Source organism: Phenylobacterium sp. (genome assembly GCF_020402505.1).
Taxonomy (GTDB): domain Bacteria; phylum Pseudomonadota; class Alphaproteobacteria; order Caulobacterales; family Caulobacteraceae; genus Phenylobacterium.
Genome location: NZ_JADBZL010000166.1, coordinates 1 through 14,912 on the forward strand (window position 1 = coordinate 1; position 14,912 = coordinate 14,912).

17 protein-coding genes are annotated in these 14,912 nt (G+C 71.2%); 8 read left to right on the top strand and 9 right to left on the bottom strand.

The genetic code is table 11. The features are described from left to right. Nucleotides 1-200: 200 nt before the first annotated feature. Nucleotides 201-491: a helix-turn-helix domain-containing protein gene (locus IM632_RS11590; RefSeq protein WP_110449642.1), complete on the top strand. Its 291-nt coding sequence runs from the start codon at nt 201-203 to the stop codon at nt 489-491. Nucleotides 492-496: 5 nt separating this feature from the next. Here IM632_RS11590 and IM632_RS11595 read toward each other — a convergent pair whose 3' ends face one another. The 6 genes from IM632_RS11595 to IM632_RS11620 form a co-directional block, all read right to left on the bottom strand. Next, complete coding sequence (locus IM632_RS11595) at nt 497-2,203, bottom strand: portal protein (RefSeq protein WP_296552362.1); 1,707 nt, start codon at nt 2,201-2,203, stop codon at nt 497-499. 10 nt (nt 2,204-2,213) lie between these two features. After that, entirely contained in the window at nt 2,214-3,533 is a 1,320-nt protein-coding gene (locus IM632_RS11600; protein ID WP_296552364.1) for a hypothetical protein, read from the bottom strand. Continuing rightward, nucleotides 3,533-4,123, bottom strand: coding sequence for a hypothetical protein (locus tag IM632_RS11605; RefSeq protein WP_296483763.1), 591 nt, complete (start codon nt 4,121-4,123; stop codon nt 3,533-3,535). The genes IM632_RS11600 and IM632_RS11605 overlap by 1 nt, the downstream gene beginning before the upstream one ends. A gap of 296 nt (nt 4,124-4,419) precedes the next feature. Further along, nucleotides 4,420-4,854, bottom strand: coding sequence for a hypothetical protein (locus IM632_RS11610; RefSeq protein WP_296483760.1), 435 nt, complete (start codon nt 4,852-4,854; stop codon nt 4,420-4,422). Further along, a complete protein-coding gene (locus tag IM632_RS11615; RefSeq protein ID WP_296483756.1) occupies nt 4,851-5,066 on the bottom strand; it encodes a hypothetical protein in 216 nt (71 codons plus the stop codon). Before IM632_RS11615 ends, IM632_RS11610 begins: the two co-directional genes overlap by 4 nt. After that, on the bottom strand, nt 5,063-5,383 hold the full coding sequence (locus tag IM632_RS11620) for a hypothetical protein (protein ID WP_296483752.1): 321 nt from the start codon (nt 5,381-5,383) through the stop codon (nt 5,063-5,065). The genes IM632_RS11615 and IM632_RS11620 overlap by 4 nt, the downstream gene beginning before the upstream one ends. Before the next feature lie 83 nt (nt 5,384-5,466). Here IM632_RS11620 and IM632_RS11625 point away from each other — a divergent pair, with 83 nt between their 5' ends. The 4 genes from IM632_RS11625 to IM632_RS11640 all read left to right on the top strand — a co-directional run bounded on the left by IM632_RS11625 (nt 5,467) and on the right by IM632_RS11640 (nt 9,659). Next, the gene (locus IM632_RS11625; RefSeq protein ID WP_296483749.1) at nt 5,467-6,117 is read left to right on the top strand and encodes a S24 family peptidase; all 651 of its coding nucleotides are present in this window, start codon (nt 5,467-5,469) and stop codon (nt 6,115-6,117) included. A gap of 26 nt (nt 6,118-6,143) precedes the next feature. After that, nucleotides 6,144-6,581 (top strand): hypothetical protein, encoded by a 438-nt coding sequence (locus IM632_RS11630; RefSeq protein WP_296483747.1) that lies wholly within the window; start codon nt 6,144-6,146, stop codon nt 6,579-6,581. Nucleotides 6,582-6,653: 72 nt separating this feature from the next. After that, the gene (locus IM632_RS11635; RefSeq protein ID WP_296498221.1) at nt 6,654-8,078 is read left to right on the top strand and encodes an MFS transporter; all 1,425 of its coding nucleotides are present in this window, start codon (nt 6,654-6,656) and stop codon (nt 8,076-8,078) included. A gap of 114 nt (nt 8,079-8,192) precedes the next feature. Further along, the gene (locus IM632_RS11640) at nt 8,193-9,659 is read left to right on the top strand and encodes a hypothetical protein (protein ID WP_296483743.1); all 1,467 of its coding nucleotides are present in this window, start codon (nt 8,193-8,195) and stop codon (nt 9,657-9,659) included. Nucleotides 9,660-9,737: 78 nt separating this feature from the next. Here IM632_RS11640 and IM632_RS11645 read toward each other — a convergent pair whose 3' ends face one another. After that, nucleotides 9,738-10,739: a nitronate monooxygenase family protein gene (locus IM632_RS11645; RefSeq protein ID WP_296483738.1), complete on the bottom strand. Its 1,002-nt coding sequence runs from the start codon at nt 10,737-10,739 to the stop codon at nt 9,738-9,740. 417 nt (nt 10,740-11,156) lie between these two features. On the opposite strand from IM632_RS11645, the gene IM632_RS11650 reads away from it, so the two are divergent. Genes IM632_RS11650 through IM632_RS11660 form a run of 3 tightly spaced genes read left to right on the top strand, consistent with a single transcriptional unit; the run spans nt 11,157 to nt 13,875 of the window. Next, a complete protein-coding gene (locus IM632_RS11650) occupies nt 11,157-12,293 on the top strand; it encodes a serine hydrolase domain-containing protein (RefSeq protein WP_296481314.1) in 1,137 nt (378 codons plus the stop codon). Between the two features lie 24 nt (nt 12,294-12,317). Further along, the gene (locus IM632_RS11655; protein ID WP_296481312.1) at nt 12,318-12,710 is read left to right on the top strand and encodes a DUF1761 domain-containing protein; all 393 of its coding nucleotides are present in this window, start codon (nt 12,318-12,320) and stop codon (nt 12,708-12,710) included. 31 nt (nt 12,711-12,741) lie between these two features. Next, entirely contained in the window at nt 12,742-13,875 is a 1,134-nt protein-coding gene (locus IM632_RS11660) for a serine hydrolase domain-containing protein (RefSeq protein WP_296481310.1), read from the top strand. Nucleotides 13,876-13,948: 73 nt separating this feature from the next. On the opposite strand, the gene IM632_RS11665 is transcribed toward IM632_RS11660, so the two are convergent. Beyond that, nucleotides 13,949-14,365, bottom strand: coding sequence for a PIN domain-containing protein (locus IM632_RS11665; protein WP_296481306.1), 417 nt, complete (start codon nt 14,363-14,365; stop codon nt 13,949-13,951). Nucleotides 14,366-14,378: 13 nt separating this feature from the next. Then, entirely contained in the window at nt 14,379-14,645 is a 267-nt protein-coding gene (locus IM632_RS11670) for a plasmid stabilization protein (RefSeq protein ID WP_296481304.1), read from the bottom strand. Nucleotides 14,646-14,912: the final 267 nt, after the last annotated feature.

The window sequence follows — 14,912 nt, forward strand, 5'->3', positions numbered from 1 at the left end:
GGAGCTCCCCCTGGGAGGGGGAGCAATTAAGCCATTGTAATTCCTCCCCCTCTTCAGGGGGAGGTGGACCGCGAATGCGGGCCGGAGGGGGTCAAAGGCGTCACAAGATCAAAGCGGGCTATACGCCATTGACGTATACACCAAGGGCGCATCACATGCCGACACTCACGCCTTTCAGCAACACGAGCGCGAAATCCCCAATGACCCAAGCTGACAGCCTGATCCGCGGCCTAGAGGAAGCCCTCGCCTTCCGGCGTGGCGAAACCACCCCTGCGGCCGTCCGCCAGGTCGAGGTTCCGGCAGAGGTCGACGTTGCGGCGATCCGCGCCCGCACCGGCCTGTCCCAGGGCGCCTTCGCCCGCAGCATCGGCGTGCCCCGGGCCACCCTCCTGAACTGGGAGCATGGCCGCCGCCGCCCCACCGGGCCCGCCCGCGTCCTCCTGGCCCTGATCGACCGCCGCCCCGCCCTGGTCACGGAACTGCTGGGCTGACCCCCTCACCCCCCGCCATTCGCCCGCGCCAGCCTCCGGGCCACCTCCTCGGCCCCGGGCCAGTCCAGGTTCCGGGCCAGCAGGTCGCCGATCAGCGGCGCCGCCGGGGGATAGGCGCGGATCAGCTCGATCATCTGGCTGGCCGCCTCCTCCCGGCGCGAGGCGAAGCTGGGCCCGGCCCGCACCGTCAGGTCATAGCGGCCCGCCGCCAGGTCGAAGATCCGCCCGCCCGGCGCGGCGCCCTCGCCGTTCACCTCCACGAGGGCCGGCGCCCCGTCAGGTCCCAGGATCCGCACCATCCTCTGGGCGGAATACACCTTGGGGATCAGGTCGATCAGGATGCGGCCCGCATGGCGGATCGCCCGCGACAGGTTGTCGATATAGTGGAAGGTCGAGACATCCCCCTCCCGCTGGCGGGCGAGGATGGCCTTGCCGGAGGTCTCGTTCGACCGCGCGCCCAGGCTCGCATCGTGCAGGCCCATGATCGACTTCAGGTCGTCGGCGGCGTTCAGCGCCTCCTGCAGGGCCCCGGCGGGAACCCCCGCAAACGGCTGGCGGTGCGGCGGCTCGGGGCCGTCATACTCGATGAAGGCGTGGGTCTGGCTGTTCGCCGTCGTCCACTTGGCCTGGTCGGTGTCGAAGGCGCCCTTGCGACCGATGAAGGGGGCCTTGGGCGCCAGGGCCACCAGCTCCGTCGATGTCGTCCGCCAGTAGTTGAACATGCGCTGGGCGTCCCGGGCGTCGCGCACCAGGCCGCGCAGGCGCCGCCGGCCGTCCACCCGGATCTCCTCCCCATAGACCGGCACCAGGGGGATGAACTTCCCCGGCCAGTCCACCGTCTCCAGCACCGCCGCGCCGGACAGGATCCTCTGCACCACCCGCACCCCCGGCGCGGTGCGGGGCGGCCCTGCGGGCGCCAGGCCCGCCGCCTCCAGGAAGGGCCGCCGGGCCTCGAAGACCTCCGCCTCCATCTCCTGGCCGTCGGTCAAGGTGATCAGGCTCCGCTCCACCGCCTCCCGCCGCCAGAACTCCACCAGCCGCACCTGGCTCCCGCCCTCGATCCGCCCGCCGGCGCCCGCCAGGTCCTCGTCCTCGAAGTCCACCGCCTCGGCCCCCGGCCAGCGGGCGGCGAAGGCCCGCCGGTCCATCCGGCGGGTCACGAAGGCCACGTCCCAGTCCGAGGAGTCCGCGGCCAGGGAGTCCGGGTCGCCGTACACGGTGAAGGGGTCGGCCACCCGCTCGATCACGAGATCCAGGTCCTCGCCCCCCGTTTCCGGCGCCCGGGCGTTGATGCGGAAGACGCCGAAACCGCAGGTCACGGCGAAGTCCAGGGCCGTGTCATAGGCCACGTCCGCGTCCGACGACTGCTCGATATTGCGGATCAGGCCGTTCAGCACCTCCGCCGTCGCCGGGTCGGCCGCCGAATCCACCGGATGGCAGGTGATGGCCGGCCGGTTCTGCCGGGCCTCGTTCACCACCTGGCGGATGAAGGCCGGCAGCCGGTTCAGGGTCAGGCAGGGCCGCCCCTCCAGCTCCCGCGCCCGGCGGATGGCCTCCGGCCACTGCTCGCCCAGCCGGGCGAAGCGCAGGTCCTCGGCGGCGGCCTGCCGGTCCTCCCGGCCCGCCTCCCGCGCCCGGGCGAAGTCCGCCCGCGCCTGCGCCAGGATCCGCTCGTCCCGGCGCGCCTCGTCCTCTCGCGTGTCTTCCGTCATTCGCAGGTCCTCAGGCCATCCAGTCCAGTTGATGTTCGCGGCGGCGAGCCGGGCGCTTCACCGCGCTCCCGCCCCGCCGGTTCAGGGCGTAGAGCCCCAGGGCGTCGGCCGCGTGGCTCGCCCCGTCGTGCAGGGGCCCCGACCAGGCGTGCAGGGCGCCGTTCCAGCGCTTGCGATAGGCCCTCAGCCGGTCCAGCCCCGTCGCGCAGCGGGCGGCGTCGAACACCGCCATGGGGATCATCTGCCGCAGGGCGTGGATGCGGTCCTCCGGTGCGGCGGCGGCCGTGACCTCGACGGGACTCACCCCCAGGCCCGCCAGGGTCTCCAGCCGGGAGCGTCCGTTCGCCCCCAGCTCGCGCACCTTCACGTCGTGCGGCAGGTAGTGGCGGCCATAGACAAAGGGCCGGTCGGCCAGGGCCTGGCGGACAATGGCCTGCAGCCCCTCCCCCGAGGCCTCGAAATAGTCGATCATCCGCACCTCGCGGCCGGCCTCCTGCAGGAACCAGATGGCCGTGGCGTCGTCGATGCCCAGGTCCCAGGCCGTGTCGACCTTCAGGGAGGGGTCGTGCGGCACGGTCGTGATCCGCCCGGCCTTGTCCGCCTCCGCCAGCACCGCGCCGTAATAGGCGCCCGGCGCCGGGGCGTCGAAGGCCACCAGGTATTCCGTGGCGAAGCGGGCCCGCCCCTCCTCCGCCGAGCCGGTCTCCGCCACCAGGTCCGCCTCTTCCCGCGCCAGCTGCTCGGCGGTGAAGACATCGGTCTCGGTCGCAGGCGACTTCAGGGTGAACCAGGCCGGGTCCCGGCTGCGGCTCTCGAAGGCCCGCACCGCGTGGTTGCGGCCCCGGGGCGTCCACAGGAACAGGGCCCAGCCGCCGTTCTCCGCCAGGATCGGCCGCAGGTAGGTCCAGGCCTCGGGCTTGGCCAGGGCCCACTCCGAGAACACCACCCCCAGGGGCGAGGCGCCCACCAGCCGGTCGTAATTGTCCGAGCCCGCCACCTGCCAGACCGATCCGTTCTTCAGCTCGATCCGCATGTCCCCGCCCCGGGTCGAGGCGCGCAGGGCCTTCGGGAAGGCCTCGTCGATCCGCCGCCGGCCGGTGTGCGGGTTCACCGCCTCCCAGATCGCCTTCCGGGCGTGGGCGGTCTCGGGCAGCATGTGCCAGTAGACGCCGGGCCGGGTGACCATCCGGCTCGCCGTCCAGTGCAGGGCCACCTCGTCCTTGCCCCACCGGCGGTGGGCGGCCACGTCGGCCCGCAAGCCCCCCGCCTGCAGATAGCGCCACAGGTCCAGCTGATAAGGCCGCGGCGTCCAGGTCGTCGGGATCTTCATCAGAACTCCGCCGCCTCCACCACCAGGCCGGCGGGCCAGCCGTCGGTCTCGGCGGGCGCCGTCCGGCCCGGGACCTCCGGCGTCTGCCGGGCCAGGCGCGCGGCCAGCCACTGCCGGGCGGCGATGCGCATGCGCGAGATCTGCAGGGTCTCGGGGCTGGCGGCGTCGGCGATGGCCGTCACCTCGTCGGCCAGCCGCCGGGACTGGGCGTCCAGGGCCGAGGCCAGCATGGCGGCGAACTCCGGCCGCCGCTGCGTCCACCACTGCACCGTCGCCAGCGAGGGCATGCCCGCCTGGCCGCAAGCCTCGCTGACCATGGCCCCGTCCGCCACCCGCCGGCAGAACTCGGCCGCCCGCGACAGGCTGTAGCGCTGGGGCGCCACCCCCGCCGCGCAGGCCAGGCCGAACAGGGCGGCGAACTCGGGGTCGCCGTCCAGCCAGGCCCTCAGGTCGCTCTGGCGAACGTTCAGGGGCGACTGGCGCAGGCTCCGGGGCGCCGCCCCCGCCGCCGTGCGGTCGCAGATGTGCAGGCCGAGCGCGCGGGAATAGCCTCCCGGCGCGCCGGCGTCGGTCGCCGTCGTCATGGTCATGATGATGAGTGTCCCGGAGGGTCAGGTTCCCGGACCGCAGGCGCAGCCCCGGATCAGACCTGCATCCTACCCCAGAGGTCGCGAGGCGCCAAAAATTTCCGCCCTCCAATTCCTCACCCAAGAGGCGCCTGGCCCGCACAGCGGGCCGGAAGGGGTCAGCGGCGCCCCCGCAAGCCCCCTCACCCCGCTGCGCGGGGAGCTCCCCCGCAGGGGAGCAATTAAGATACTGTAATTCCTCCCCCTTCCAGGGGGAGGTGGACCGCGAAGCGGGCCGGAGGGGGTTTCCGCTCCCTCCCTCAATCCCGCAGCAGCAGGTCCAGCGCTATGGCCAGCACCGCCTCCAGCCGGCCCGCCTCCCGGTCGCCGCCCGCCGCCTCGCGCGGCGTCAGCTCCTGGCCGCAGATCCGGTCGCAGGCGGCCACCAGGGTGGGATGATCCTTCAGCCGCCGGCGCAGGGCGGCCAGGTGATGGCGCGCCCTCAGCCGGGCCTCCGCCGCCGTCAGCCCGCGCCCGGGGTCCGGCGCACGGCGGGCGCCGCCCAGGCCCATGGACGTCTCCGCCGCCAGGGACGAGGGCAGGCTCGCCTCCGTGCGCGACCGTCGCCAGACGGCGCCATAGGCCTCTCCCGCCGCCCTCTGGCTTCGGCTGATCCGGCCCCGGCGCTGCAGGGACTCAAGGCCGGAAAGCCGCCTCACCGGCGCCCGGGAGGCGGGGGTCCGCGTCGTGGTCATGCCTCCCTCCGCGGGCTGGCGGCCGCGTCGGCCAGCCGGTAGGCGGCCTCGCTCGCCGCGCCAGCGCCCTCCAGCAGGGTCAGGCCCGCCAGGGCGTGGGCCATGAGCTGGCGCAGGAACAGACCCCGGCCGGCCGGGCGCCGTCGCCGCAGGGACTCGGCCACCAGTTCGGCGGCGGTCGGCGGCGACTCCTCGTCCTCAACGCGGGTCAACGCCGCCTCACGGCGACCGGCGGCAGGAGGGGCAGGCAGACCGCCACCCCGTCCCGGCCGATCCGCTTCTCCGACAGGGCCCAGAAGCCCCCCTGCGCCATCACCGCCCGGACATGCCGGTCGTGGTGGGCGAACTTGGGCAGCTGCCGGTCCCCCTCGCCCCTCAGGGCCCGGGCCCTGAAGATTCGCTCCAGCCGTCGGGCCTGACCGGGGCGGAGATCGAGCTCGGTTCGGGCGCGCTCGGGGTGCGTCCCGCTCTGACGTAGGGCAGCGTAATCGTGGATATCGCCGGGCTGGGGGGATCGGATCTGGCTCATGGCGAAAAACGTATGGAACATACAGTGAACGTGCAAACATTTTTTGTAGTTTACATACATCCCGGGATCGCTAGGGTCCCCGCATGGACGACCGCGCCGCCCGCCTGCGCCAGGCCCGCCTCGCCGCCGGCTTCGAGACCGCCGCCGCGGCGGCGGAGGCGCACGGCTGGAACCGCAACACCTACGCCTCCAACGAGAACGGCAACGCCCCCTATTCCTGGCGTCGCGCCCGCGAGTACGCCGCGGCCTTCGGCGTCCGGCCGGAATGGCTCTATGACGCCCAGAGTCCCCCGTCCGGCGGCGGGGCCGGGTCTTCGCCTCAGGCGGCGGTCATCGGGCGCGTCGGCGCCGATCCGGGCGGCGAGGTCCTGCTGGCCGGAGGCCAGGCGCCGCCGGAATTCGCCCCCCTGCCCCCCGGCGGAACGGAGCGCGCCGTGGCCCTTCGGGTGAGCGGCCATTCCATGCGCGGCCTCGCGGACGACGGCGCCCTCATCTATTTCGAGGACCAGCGCACCCCGCCCAGCCCCGACATGCTCGGCCAGGTGGTGGTGGTCGAGCTCGACACCGGCGAGGTCCTGGTCAAGCGGCTCCTGCGCGGCGCCTTGCCGGGACGGTACGACCTGGAGAGCGTCGCCGGCCCCACCCGGCGCGACGCCCGCCTGCGCTGGGCCGCCCACATCACCGCCATCGTCCCGCCCTGGCAGGCGAGGCGCATCCTGATCCAGGGCGGGTGAGCCGGAAAATCTCCGTCGAAACTGGCGTGCGACTGTATTTTTGCTACAGTCCCGCCATGCCGACCCTTCCCGACCCGCCCGGCGAGCTGGGCGAATGCCTGGCCATTGAACGCCGGATCGACGCCGCCTTCGAACAGGCCTGGTCCGAGGCCATGGCCCGCCGCCAGGGCGCCTGCCTCTCGGGCTTCGACCCGCACCGCATCCCGCCGCGCAGCGAGCGCCAGATCCTCGCCGCCGCCCGCCGCCGCCTCGCCAACCGCCGGGCCTGGCGGCGCAGTCCGGCGGGACGACTGGAACGCCTGTCCGCAGAGGCCGCCGCCCTCGTCTCCGGCCTGCCGCCGACGGTCGGCGACCTCGGCGGCCGTCACGCCCGGCGGGCGGCGGAGGACCTCTCCCTGGCCGCCCGCCGTCTCGCCCGCATCGCCGCCTCGGCGCGCCGCGCCCTCGACGCCCGCGCGGAATGACTTGGCAGGGGGAGCGGAGCGGGGGAACCTGACCTCGTTTCAGGGTCATGTGTTTCAGGTTTTCCGGACGCGATGTCCTCCCCAGACAGTCTTCCCGCAGAGACCGCCCCGGCGGACTGGCGTGTTCCCGCCATCATCGGCGCGGCCCTGATGATGCAGACCCTGAACGCCACGGTCCTGACCAACGCCCTTCCCGCCATGGCGACCGCCCTGGAGGTGGATCCGCTCCGGCTCAACCTCGCCATCACCATGTACATGCTCGCCGCCGCCGTCTTCCTGCCGGTCAGCGGCTGGGCGGCGGACCGTTTCGGGGCGCGGCGGGTCTTTGTCGCCGCCATCCTTCTCTACGCCCTCGCCTCCGCCGCCTGCGGTCTCGCCGGCTCCCTTCCCGCCCTGGTGGCCGCCCGGATCGCCCAGGGCGCCGCCGGCGCCATGATGGGCCCGGTCGGCCGGCTGGTCCTGTTGCGCACCACCCCCAAGTCGCAGCTCGTCGGCGCCCTCTCCATCCTGACCATGCCCGCCCTTCTGGGCCCGGTGATCGGCCCGGTCCTCGGCGGCGCCATCGTCACCTTCGCCGACTGGCGCTGGATCTTCTTCATCAACCTGCCCATCGCCGTCGTCGGCCTCATCCTCGTTCTGCGCCATGTGCCCCGGGTGGCCGGACAGGAGGTCGCGCCCATCGACTGGCCGGGCGTGGCCCTCACCGGCCTCGGCCTCGCCGCCCTGATCTTCGGCTTCGAGAACCTGGGTCGCGACGTCCTGCCGCCCCTCCTCGTCGCCGGCCTCTTCGCCCTTGGCCTGGGGCTCCTCTGGGCCTATGCCCGCTACGCCCGCGGCAATCCCCACGCCATCCTGGACACCAGCCTCTTCCGGGTCGGCACCTTCCGCGCCTCGGTGGTCGGCGGCGGCTTCATGCGCATGGCCATGGGGGCCAACCCCTTCCTGCTCGCCCTGCTCTTCCAGGTCGCCCTGGGGATGAACGCCCTCCAGGCCGGCCTCCTCACCTTCGTCAGCGCCGCCGGCGCCCTGGTGATGAAGACCGCGGCGCCGCCCATCCTCCGCCGGTTCGGCTTCCGCCGGGTGCTGGTGGTCAACACCTTCATCGTCGGCCTCAGCTTCATGGCCTGCGCCGCCTTCGGCCCCGCCACCCCCCACCTCGTCATCGTCGGGGTCCTCCTGGTCGGCGGCTTCTTCCGCTCCCTCCAGTTCACCAGCCTGAACGGCATGGCCTATGCGGACATCGACCCCGAGCGGATGAGCCGCGCCTCCACCCTGTCCTCCATGGCCCAGCAGCTGGTCCAGTCCATCGGCATCGGCCTGGCCGCCACCCTCCTGCACCTCTCCATGCAGGCGCGGGGCCTCACCACCCTCACCGTCGAGGTCGTCGCCCCCATCTTCCTGGTCATCGGCGCCGTCACCTTCGTCTCCCTCGCCTTCTACCTTCGCCTTCCAAAGGATGCGGGCGACGAGATGAACGGGCGCTCTGCGGCCGGTTGATCGGGCGCTGCGGATCGTCTGCGGCCGGGGGCCCGGCGGTTCTTTTCAGCGACTCTTCGCCGGAAATCCCTGCGGCCGGCGTTTCACCGGCAGGACCCTCTTGCGGAGCGACACATGGACCGGAAACGGACTTTCGGCCTTGTTCTGCCAATGGCCTTGGCCCTTTCCGCCTGTGGCGGCGGTGGCGGTTCGGGGCAGAGCTCGCCCCAGCCCCCCGCCCAGCCTGCCGCATCGATCGTCCCGGTTGAGGGACCCGCACGGGATCTTCCGGCCGACTACGCCAGCTACAACTTCAACCTCCTGCGCGTCTCCGGGCAGGTGGAGAGCGCTGCGCTCGTACAGGGCCTCCGGGCCCTCAACCCGGGAGGCTTGCGGATCCCGGGGGGAACCCCGGGGGAAACCTGGAGTTGGAGCCGCGGCGGCCTTCGCCCTCCGCCCTATCCGGGCCTGCCCGCCGGGTCTGGGTTCAGCGCCGAGATCGAGGCGATCAGCGGCCTCACGCCCTCGGTGGTGGATCGACTCCTGGATCAGGTCGGGACGCCGGCCCTGCTTTCCGCCAATATGCTGACCGCCGATCTTGACGAAAACATCGCCGACATTCGTGCCTTCCGGGCGGTCGGCCAGCCCATTACCCGCCTCGAGCTTGGGAACGAGGAGTACTTCCGGACCCCCAACCCAAGGGCGCGCTTTCCGACTGCGGACCAGTACGCAGCGACCGCCGCCGCCTGGTCCTCGCAGATGAAGCGTGACGTCGGCGGCCTGTCGATCGCGGCGATTTCACCACCACCCCTCCGGACGGTCGGCGTCCCCTTTGACGACTGGATGGACGCCCTGGACCGGTCCGGCGCCTGGGCGACCATCGATGCGGTGGCGGTGCACCCCTATTTCGACCTTGCAGGTCAGACCCCTCTGGCGTCCCCGCAGAGTGCGGAAGCCTTCGTCGCCTCGATGATCCGGCATGACGACACCTTCCTGGCCAGGGTCCGGCAGAGACTCCCGGCGGGCAAGGCGATCTGGATCACGGAGTGGAACGTCTTCGAGATCCAATCCGCTCCGGTCACCGGCGGGAGCTGGATCGGCGGACTGGGAGCCGCCGCCCGCGCCCTGAACTTCCTTGATCATTCGGCGGTCGATCTCTCCGTGTTCCATGTCGCAATCGGAGAGCGCCAATGGTCTGCACTGGTCACGCCAGACGGCCTTGCCGCCGACTTCACAGAGGGTCGGCCCCTGGTCACCTCCGCGCCGCCCTTCGCCCAGACCGCCTACGGCGCAGCCCTCAGTCTGCTTGGTGAAGCTGTTCGCGGGGGCGGAACCGCGCAGCGCCTCGGTCTTGGACAGGACGAGGCGAGCAAGCCGCTCTTCGGCTATCGCTTCCGCAGCCTGAATGGCGAGGTCCGGAGCCTCTTCCTCAACGCCACTCCGGGCTCGGTCGCCGTGCGGGCGAACGGACGCGCCAGGCAGCTGAGCGCGCCTTATGGCGCGGGGGTTTCTTCCGGCGCCGGCGTGATCCGCCGTGATTTCCTTATCTCCGGGGAGAGCCTGGACCTGCCGGCTTTTTCGATCACACTGGTGACGCCATAGGGCTTTGGGCCGACAGGGTCCTCAAGAGATGGGGCGGAGCCTGCGCCCCGCCCCCCGTTCACAAATCCGTCCGTCGGATCAGACCGTCTCCAGACGCCGCCCCGAGGTCAGGGCCGTCTTGGCGGCCAGCTCGGCCTTGGCCGCCTCGTACTCCGCCGCCAGCCGGTCGACGAACTCACCCGCAGAGGGGATGTCCTTGAGCACGCCAATGCCCTGGCCGCAGCCCCAGATGTCCTTCCAGGCCTTGGCCTCTGTGTTGCCGCCCGAGCCGAAGTTCATCTTCGAGGGATCGGCCTCGGGCAGGTTGTTCGGGTCCAGGCCCGCCCGCTCGATGGAGGGGCGCAGATAGTTGCCGTGCACGCCGGTGAAGAGGTTCGAGTAGACGATGTCCTCGCCCGAGCTCTCGACGATCATGTCCTTGTAACCCTGGACGGCGTTCGCCTCCTTCGTCGCGATGAAGGCCGAGCCCACATAGGCCAGGTCCGCGCCCATGGCCTGGGCGGCCAGGATGGAGCGCCCGCAGGCGATGGAGCCCGACAGGGCGATGGGCCCGTCGAACCACTGGCGCAGTTCCTGCATCAGGGCGAAGGGCGACAGGCCGCCCGCATGGCCGCCGGCGCCGGCCGCCACGGGGATCAGGCCGTCGGCGCCCTTCTCGATCGCCTTGCGGGCGAACTTGTCGTTGATCACGTCGTGCAAGATCACGCCGCCCCAGGAGTGGATCTCGGCGTTCATCTCCGGGTTCGCGCCCAGCGAGGTGATGATCAGGGGAACCTTGTACTTCTTGCAGAGGGCCACATCCTCATCGAGCCGGTTGTTCGTCTTGTGGACGATCTGGTTCACGGCGAAGGGGGCGGAGGGCCGGTCGGGATTTTTACGGTCCCAGTCGGCCAGCTCCTCTGTGATCCGGGCCAGCCACTCGTCCAGCTGGCTGATCGGCCGGGCGTTGAGCGAGGGGAAGGAGCCGACCACGCCCGCCTTGCACTGGGCGATGACCAGGTCGGGACCGGAAATGATGAACAGCGGCGAGGCGATGACGGGCAGGCGCAGGCGCTGGGAAAGAATGGGAGGCAGGGCCACGGGCGAATTCCTGTTCTGAGACCTGAATGTTTACAGCGTACGATAGAACCCCGGAACGGAAAAGCCCCGGGGCCGCCGGCGACCGGCCGGGGCCCATTCTAACCCTCCCGCCGCCGGGGGAAAGGGGGAGCCGCGGCTTCTCAATTCCTCCACCTCTTGATGGGGAGGTGGACCGGGGCGCAAGCCCCGGGCCGGAGGGGGTCTGCGGCTCAGCAAGCCCCCTCACCCCGCTTCGCGGGGAGCTCCCCCGCAGGGGAGCAATTAAGATACTGTAATTCCTCCCCTTTGGGGGAGGTGGACCGCGCAGCGGGCCGGAGGGGGTCTGCGGCCGCGCCGCCGGAAACTGGACGGCGCTGCGACAGCCTGTCAAACCTGCGCCGGAAACGCGGCCTTCGGGGCCGCCAAGGGGGGAAAGTCATGGGAATGGAAGTCCAGGGGACCTGTGATCCCCGTTTCGAAGCCGTCCGGCAGGCCTTCGCCGGCAACCTGGAAAACGGCCTCGACGTCGGCGCATCCTTCGCGGCCACGGTGAACGGAGAATTCGTGATCGACATCTGGGGCGGCTTCGCCGATCCGGCCCGGACCCGGTCCTGGGAGAAGGACACCCTGGTCAACGTCTACTCGACGACCAAGACCATGACCGCCCTCACCGCCCTCCTCCTCGCCGATCGCGGCCAGCTCGATGTCCACGCCCCCGTGGCGAAGTACTGGCCGGAGTTCGCGGCGAACGGAAAGGCCGCGGTCACCGTCGCCCAGCTCATGGCGCACTCGGCGGGCCTCTCCGGCTGGAAGGAACCGCTCTCGAAGGCCGACCTCTACGACTGGGACAAGGTCACGTCCCTGCTGGCCGCCCAGGCGCCCTTCTGGGAGCCCGGTACGGCCCCCGGCTACCACGCCCTCACCCAGGGCTACCTGGTGGGCGAGGTCGTCCGGCGCATCACCGGCGCCAGCCTCGGCACGGTCTTCCGCACCGAGATCGCCGAGCCCCTCGGCGCGGACTTCCACATCGGCCTGCCCGCCAGCGAGGACGACCGCGTCGCCGAGCTGATCCCGCCCCCGCGGGGCGGCGCCATCGAGGACGGGGCCATGTCCGAGCTCACCGCCAACATGGCCACCAATCCCGGCATCGATGTCCGTGAGACCCGCACCCGCGCCTGGCGCGCCGCCGAGATCCCGGCCGCCGGCGGCCAGGGCAACGCCCGCGCCATCGCCCGGGTCCATTCCATCCTCGCCAATGGCGGCGAGGTGGACGGCCGCCGCTACCTCTCCGAGGCCGGCTGCCGCCGGGCCCTGGAGCTGCAGGTGGAGGGGCATGACCTGGTGCTCAACACCCCCGCCCGCTTCGGCCTCGGATTCGGCCTGGCCGGCGGGGTCCTGCCGACGCCCAACACCAGCGTCCTCTACTGGGGCGGCTATGGCGGCTCCCTGGCGGTCATCGACATGGAGAACCGGGCGGCCTTCGGCTACGCCATGAACCGGATGGAATCGACCACGACGGGCGATGTCCGGGCCGTCGGCCTCGTCATGGGCATGTGGGGCGCCCTTGCGGGCTGAGAGTCTTTCAAAGGAGGAACTTCCATGGACCTGAACTGGTTTGCCATCCTGGCTGCTGCCCTGAGCGCCTTCTTCCTCGGCGGGCTCTGGTACTCGGTCCTTTTCGCCAGGCCCTGGCAAAGGGCGGCCGGTGTGAGCGATGAACAGATCCGGGCCAGCAATCCGGTTGTTCTCTTCGGTGGAGCCTTCGTGCTGTCCCTGGTCGCCTCCGCCGCCTTCGCTGTCTTCCTGGGTCCGGAGATCAACCTTGCCACCGGCGCCCTCTACGGGTTCACCGCCGGCCTGTGCTGGGTCACCGCCTCGCTCGGGATCACCTACCTCTTCGAGAGCAGACCCCTGGCCCTGTTCCTGATCAACGGCGGATACCAGACCCTGCAATACACCCTGATCGGCGCCATCCTCGGCGCCTGGCCCTGACCGTGCGCAGAACCGGCGAGGCGAGAGCGTCATGAGCCTTGAAGTCCACGGGACGTGCGATCCCCGTTTCGAAAGCGTCCGCAGGACCTTCGCCGGCAACCTGGAGAGCGGCGCCGACGTCGGCGCCTCCTTCGCCGTCACGATGAACGGCGAGATGGTCGTCGACCTCTGGGGCGGCTGGGCCGACGCGGGCAAGACCCGGCCCTGGGAGACCGACACCCTGGTCAACGTCTACTCGACGACCAAGACCATGACGGCCCTCACCGCCCTCCTCCTCGCCGACAGGGGCCAGCTCGACGTCCATGCCCCCGTCGCCAGGTACTGGCCGGAGTTCGCCGCCAACGGGAAGTCAGCCGTCACCGTCGCCCACCTGATGAGCCATGCTTCGGGCCTGTCGGGCTGGAAAGAGCCCATCACCGTCGAGGACCTCTACGACTGGGAGAAGGCCACCGCCCTCCTCGCCGCCCAGGCCCCCTTCTGGGAGCCCGGGACCGCCCCGGGCTACCACGGCATGACCCAGGGCTTCCTGGTGGGCGAGGTCGTGCGCCGCATCACCGGCGCCAGCCTAGGGACCGTCTTCCGCACCGAGATCGCCGAGCCCCTGGGCGCCGACTTCCACATCGGCCTGCCCGCCAGCGAGGACCACCGGGTCGCCGAGCTCATCCCGCCCCCGCCCGGCCAGGGCATGGCCGAGGGCGACGACCTGCCCGAGCTCACCGCCAACATGTCCAACAACCCCCGGGTCGAGGTCTCCGAGACGCGCACCCGCGCCTGGCGCGGCGCAGAGATCCCCGCCGCAGGCGGCCACGGCAACGCCCGCGCCATCGCCCGGGTCCACGCCCTCCTCGCCAATGGCGGCGAGGTGGACGGCCGCCGCTACCTCTCCGAGGCCGGCTGCCGCCGCGCCCTGGAGCTGCAGATCGAGGGTCAGGACCTGGTCATGCACATCCCCGCCCGTTTCGGCCTCGGCTTCGGCCTCGCCGGCGCCTCCATGCCGACCCCCAACCCCAACACCCTCTTCTGGGGCGGCTATGGCGGCTCCCTCGCCATCATCGACATGGATGCCCGCACCGCCTTCGGCTACGCCATGAACCGCATGGCCCCCACCACCACCGGCGACATGCGCGGCTTCGCCCTGATCATGGACATCTGGACGGCAGGCTAGGCTCCAATTGCTCCCCCGAGGGGGATCTGTCGGCGAAGCCGAGTGAGGGGGTCAACGGCCCTCCGGCCGCGCCTCATTCCTCCCAGGGGTTGATCACCTTCAGACCCGCGGCGCTGAACGCGCTGGTGTCCCTGGAAGCCACGGCGAACCCGTTCGCCGCAGCGATCGCGGCGATGTAGCCGTCGGGGGTCGGGAATCCCTTCCCCGCCGCGCGGGCCCGGACCGCCAGGTCGGCGTAACGCCGGGCCGCCGCCGCATCGAAGGACAGGACCCGGCCCGCGAAGACGACCAGCAGGCCATCGACCCGTGCGGCGAGGAGGGTCTTCCGCCGGCCCTCCGCCAGGACGCCGATGCCGAACAGGAGCTCGGCGACGGTGACGCTGGACAGGAACAGGGTCTCCGCCACCTGGGCGTCCAGCCAGGCTTGGACCGATGGGTGAGGCTCCGGCTTGATCGCCTCGGAGACGACGTTGGTGTCGAGGAGGATCATCCCCGGCGGCCCGTCATTCAAACCCCATGGGCTCGGCGGGACGCCGGTCCTGGACCTCTTCGAGGGCGCGCTCGAGGGCCTCGATGTCGGCGTTGGTGAGGCCCAGTTCCCGGCTGGCTTCCGACAGCGCCGTGCCCAGCCGCAGTCGGCCGTCGGGCCGCACGGCGGCCTCAAGGATGGCGCGCATCTCAGCCTCGGTGCTGCGACCCTGCAGGGCCGCCCGGACCTTCAGGGCGCGATGCACTTCCTCGGGAAGGTTGCGGATGGTGACTGCAGGCATGATGGCGTTGATCCTGGATTGATTTCAACGCTATCACTATAATCACATTGATATCATCATCCAAGCCTTCCCGGCCCTCGCCGCAGCCCCCTCCGGCCCGCTACGCGGCCCACCTCCCCCTGGAAGGTGGAGGAATTTCAACGTCTTAATTGCTCCCCCAAGGGGGAGCTGTCGGCAAAGCCGACTGAGGGGGCGCAACGGCCCCTCCGCTGACCCCCTCCGGCCCGCTTCGCGGTCCACCTCCCCCTGGAAGGTGGAGGCATTCCA